General features: G+C 32.3%; 5 protein-coding genes. 1 reads left to right on the forward strand and 4 read right to left on the reverse strand.

Features of this window, described 5'->3' with window-relative positions; genetic code table 11:
* The first annotated feature begins 265 nt into the window (after nucleotides 1-265).
* Nucleotides 266-2,980 (forward strand): valine--tRNA ligase, encoded by a 2,715-nt coding sequence (locus UIB65_RS09290; protein ID WP_330041127.1) that lies wholly within the window; start codon nucleotides 266-268, stop codon nucleotides 2,978-2,980.
* Here the strand turns inward: UIB65_RS09290 and UIB65_RS09295 are convergent.
* The 4 genes from UIB65_RS09295 to UIB65_RS09310 all read right to left on the reverse strand — a co-directional run bounded on the left by UIB65_RS09295 (nucleotide 2,973) and on the right by UIB65_RS09310 (nucleotide 5,236).
* Nucleotides 2,973-3,575 carry a hypothetical protein gene (locus tag UIB65_RS09295; RefSeq protein ID WP_330041128.1) on the reverse strand — a complete coding sequence of 201 codons (603 nt, stop codon included), beginning with the start codon at nucleotides 3,573-3,575 and terminating at the stop codon, nucleotides 2,973-2,975. The genes UIB65_RS09290 and UIB65_RS09295 overlap by 8 nt on opposite strands.
* Before the next feature lie 31 nt (nucleotides 3,576-3,606).
* Complete coding sequence (locus UIB65_RS09300) at nucleotides 3,607-4,173, reverse strand: sugar O-acetyltransferase (protein WP_330041129.1); 567 nt, start codon at nucleotides 4,171-4,173, stop codon at nucleotides 3,607-3,609.
* A 66-nt stretch (nucleotides 4,174-4,239) separates the two neighbouring features.
* Nucleotides 4,240-5,040: a hypothetical protein gene (locus UIB65_RS09305; RefSeq protein ID WP_330041130.1), complete on the reverse strand. Its 801-nt coding sequence runs from the start codon at nucleotides 5,038-5,040 to the stop codon at nucleotides 4,240-4,242.
* Between the two features lie 13 nt (nucleotides 5,041-5,053).
* On the reverse strand, nucleotides 5,054-5,236 hold the full coding sequence (locus tag UIB65_RS09310; protein ID WP_330041131.1) for a hypothetical protein: 183 nt from the start codon (nucleotides 5,234-5,236) through the stop codon (nucleotides 5,054-5,056).
* Nucleotides 5,237-5,346 lie beyond the last annotated feature (110 nt).

The following is a 5,346-nucleotide window of genomic DNA, read 5'->3' on the forward strand; positions in this document are numbered from 1 at the left end:
GTGGATTGTTGGATTATGCCACCTAAAATGATGTAAAAGTTATTTAAAACTTTCCACATTAAAACGGTGTGCAATATATCGCTTAAAGCTAAAATGATTGCAACATAAAACCATAATAAATTCATTTTTTACACAGTCCTTATTTTTGATAATATTAATAATATGATTTTTTTATATAATATATTTAACTATTATAAATGTTTTTAAATAATAAACTACATAATTAATAATATTATTTTTACTTAATTATTTTAGGAGAAAATATATGTCAAACCAAGAGATTCCTAAAGACTATGATTTTAAAAAAGAAAAGGTTTGGGAGCAAAAATGGGAAGATGAAAACATCTACAAATACATTGGAGATGGATCTCGTCCTAGATATATTATAGATACTCCCCCACCATACCCAACAGGTGCAATTCACTTAGGACATGTCCTGAATTGGGTTTATATTGATATGAATGCACGATATAGGAGACAAAAAGGATTTGATGTCTTGTTCCCACAGGGATGGGACTGCCATGGTCTTCCTACAGAGGTTAAAGTTGAAGAAACTCATGGGATTAAGAAAAATGATGTTTCAAGAACTCAGTTCAGACAATATTGTATTGACTTAACCACAAAAAACATTGCAAGCATGAAAGCGGACATGAGGGCAATGGGTTATTCACAGGATTGGACTCGCGAATTCGTTACAATGAATCCTGAGTACATGAAAAGAACTCAATATTCATTTTTGAAAATGTATGAAGACGGATTGATTTATCAGGGAAAACACCCAGTAAATTGGTGTCCTCGTTGTCAAACAGCTATTGCTTTTGCGGAAGTTGAATATTCAGACAACACTACCTTTTTAAACTATGTTAATTTCCCTCCTGCAGTTGAAGATTCATATAATGATATTGCATCTTCACAAGAATCAGGTAAGCAAGCTGATCCTAAAGAAGAAGGAATTTTAATCGCAACAACCAGACCAGAATTGATGTCTGCATGTGTAGCAGTTGTAATTCATCCTGAAGATGAAAGATACACTCACCTTTTAGGAAAATATGTTGAAGTGCCTTTATCACACCAAAAAGTAAAAATCATTGCAGATGAAGAGGTAGATCCTGAATTCGGTACTGGTGCAGTAATGATTTGTACATTTGGGGATAAAACTGATGTAAGTTGGGTTCAAAAATATAACCTTGAAGTTATTGATGTTATTGATGATGCAGGTACATTGACAGCTGCTGCTGGAAGATATGAGGGAATGGACCTTCAAACATGTAAAAAACAAACGATTGAAGATTTAGACAGTGAAGGATACTTATTAAAAAAGGAACAAGTTGATCAAAATGTAGGTCAATGTTGGAGATGTAAAACTCCTGTTGAAATTCTTCTAAAAGAACAATGGTTTGTAGCTGTAAGAGATTTAATTGAAAAGACTAAAATTGCAGCTGATGAAATGAATTGGGTACCTGAACATATGAAATCCCGTATGGTGAACTGGGCAGATTCCATGGAATGGGACTGGTGTATTTCAAGACAGAGAATATTTGCAACCCCGATTCCAGTATGGTACTGTAAAGACTGTGGAAAAGTCATTTTACCTGATGTAGAAGACTTGCCTATTGATCCTACTGTTGATAAGCCAAAACATGCATGTGAATGTGGCTGTGAAGAGTTCGTACCTGAAGTAGACGTCTTGGATACTTGGATGGATTCCTCAATTTCACCATTATCAATTGCAGGATGGCCTGATGAAGATTATGTAAATCATTTCCCATCAAACATCCGTCCGCAAGGGCACGACATTATCCGTACATGGGCATTTTACACAACTTTAAGATGCTTGGCTTTAACAGGTCAAAAGCCGTTTGATGATATTGTAATCAATGGTATGGTATTCGGTGAAGATGGAAACAAGATGAGTAAATCAAGGCCTGAATTTGTTGTTGGGCCGGAAGAAGTAATTGAAAAATATGGTGCTGACTCTTTAAGGACCTGGGCTGCCAACAGTGTGCCTGGATCTGATGTAATATTTGATTGGAAAGATATTAAGCATGGATACAGATTCCTCAGGAAATTCTGGAATGCATTCAGATTTATTAGTATGCAAATCTTTGATGAAGAAATATCTTATGGGGATGTTAAAGATGATTTGGGTCCAATTGACTTGTGGATTTTATCCAAATTGAATAATCTTAACAAAACTGTCGACAAAGCTTTTGCTGATTATAACTTTGCAGAAACAATTACTTCAATAGAAAGATTCTTCTGGCATGATTTCTGTGATGAATATATTGAGGCTGTAAAATACAGATTATACACAGATGTATCCGATGAATCAAGACGAGCTGCAAAATACACTTTAAGAACAGTTGTTGAAACTTCCTTGAAATTGCTTGCTCCAATTGCACCGTTCTTCACTGAAGAGGTTTATCAGTACTTCTCAGATGAATCAATTCACACTACCTTATGGCCGGAAGTGTATGATGAATTAATCAATGAAGAAATTGAAGACAAAGGAGAAACTACCGTTGAATTAATTGATGAAGTAAGAAGATTCAAATCATCTGCAAAAATACCTTTAAATGCTGAACTTGCTGAAGTCAATGTCTACACTTCAGATGATGATTTGGTTGATGTATTTAATCAATTCGATGCAGATATTAAAGGAACTTTAAAAATCAATGATTTAGCAATTAGTTCTGGAAAACCTGAAGTTCATGAAAAGATAATTGAAGTTGAACCAGACATGTCTCAAATAGGACCAAAATTCAAAGGAGATGCTGGTAAAATCATAGGTTATTTAAAATCTACTCCAATTGATGAAATTGGAAGTGTTTTAGATGAATCACATGAGCTAACTATTGGGGATATTGTAGTTCCTGAAGATATGTTAAACATCAAAAAGGAGATTGTTGGAGCATCCGGTAAAAAAGTGGATATCCTACAATCTGAAAACTTGGATATGATTGTGGAAGTAATTAGATAATTACTTTCCCATTAATTTTTTTTAATATTAAAGCTATTGCATAAGTTATAGCAAAAATAAGTGCCGTCCATATTATTGAATGAATTATGGGCTGATTGTGAACCAATAAGAATGGATAAGGGCCTTCCACTATTTTTAAAGCATTTAAAATAATCATTATTATTCCATAGACTACTGTAAAATAAAGTCCGTGAATCGTGTGCAGGTTATCATATCTTTCAACAAAAACAAATGATAGAATTGCTAAAACAGGACATAATGTGTGGTGGTATAGCATAGATTCATGGAATAATAGGTAATATAGTCCAAAATCGGTTGTCCAAGATAGTACTGTTAAAACGATTATTAATGTTAATGTTGTTGAAACAATTGCAATGTATCTGAAGGATTTAAACCATAACGGCAATTCCTTATTTTTTGAAATATAGATTAAAATGATTATGGATGAGAGCAATAACAATAGATTGCTGTCTTCGGTATAATATTCTAGTGATGTAATTCCCAATTCTTTAAAGACTAATACAAAGCCTATAATCTCTAAAATAACTATCAACAGGTTGATTATTATATTGAAATTTTTATGGGTTATTTTCATTTTTAATCTCTAAATAAATAATGATTTTATGTTATTCAAGGTCATTTTCTATTTCTTTGATAACGCGAGCAGGAACTCCTACTGCAAGGGAGTTATCAGGAATATCTTTATTTACAACTGCTCCCGCACCGATTACAACATTATTTCCGATGGTAACTCCTGGAAGAACTGTAACGTTGGCACCTAACCAAACATCATTGCCGATTTTAATGGTTTTGCCTTGAGCCAAATGCGCACGTCTGCCTTTAGGTGATAGTGGGTGTGTGGCTGTTGTAATAGTAGTGTTTGGACCAATCATCACATTATCCCCAATATAAACTTCTTTAACATCAAGAATTGTTAAATTAAAGTTTCCAGTAAAATTATTTCCAATGTGGATGTTTTTCCCATTATCAAAACAAAATCTTTTAGCAATCCAGACTTTTTCACCAACAGAACCTAAAATCTCGCTTAATATTTCATGTTGCTTGTCTAAATCATCTTCTGCAAGGGAATTGAATATGTTGGCATTTTCAATAGCATGCAATTTCATTAAGGATACTTCTTCATCATCATAGCAATATTCAAGTCCTGCTTGCATTTTTTCAAGTTCTTTCATAATTAGGTTTTTGTTAATTTTTAATTATAAATATTATTCAAAAAAAAATAAAAATTCAGTGGAGAATTATCCTCCACCAGGTATGGTATATTTATCGTTGACTCCATAGAATATTCCATCGCCTTTTCGTTTTTCAGTTACATTTAATAATGTATTATTGAATATTATATTCAACAATTTATATCCATCTTTATCAATGAAATCTGTTAATGGAGTGTTATTTTCCCTTATTTTCAGCACGTCTTTTTCAATATCAAAGCAGGATCCATATATTACCTGTGTTGAATTTTCCAAAACGGATTCAGGAGGGTATTTTTCAGTCAAGTCTTTTGATTTTAAATACTCTTTATAATGTTTCCATTCTTTCTTAAGTTCTTTTCCTTTGTCTGTTAATTTGGCATTTAGCAAGATGTCTTTATAATTTTTATCATTAAATCCATTTTCATTTTTAAGAGCTTTAACAAATTCATTGTAATCTTTTTCGAATTTATTTGCAATGGAAGAGTTATTGCTTTGCTTTGCCATGAATTTTAAGTTGAATTTTTTATTTTTATTCATGTTTTTAAGCAAGTGGATGGCGGATGTTTCAGAAGTCTTCAACTCTCCTTTGTTTGCGATTCTGAGAGTCATGCTTTTCATAACTTCCATATCCTGTGGAGTTAGTTTTTTACCAACTTCGTAGGAATCATCCAATTCAATATCACATTTGATTTGACCTTTATTGATTAAATCAAGAATGGTAAGGGACAATGCATTCACGCCAATTCCATTATTTTTTGAGAATAATATTGATACCATGGGGTATGAATCATCGCTAGGGATATTTTTAATATTTTCATCATATTGCTTATTGTTTAAACCTAACATAATGTTCAACCCTTTATTCATTATCTTTTAAAGATTCTAGGTATGCTTCATGAATTTCTTCTATTAATTCATCGTTTCCTTCAATTATTGGTCCGGTGTAATCACAGTCCTTGCAAACGCACTGTGACCAATTTTGAGGGATAATCCAATCAACATTTTTAGATCCGCATCTTGGACAGATTTTATGCATTTTCATTTCAAACTCTCCTATATTTTTTTTTCAATGTTTATATTAATTAATAATTTTTAATAATGTAATATATAAAGTTTTTTTTTTGAATATAATTGTTCACTTTCATTTTAAAC

Origin of the sequence: Methanobrevibacter sp., assembly GCF_036307625.1 — an archaeon.
Lineage (GTDB): Archaea > Methanobacteriota > Methanobacteria > Methanobacteriales > Methanobacteriaceae > Methanocatella.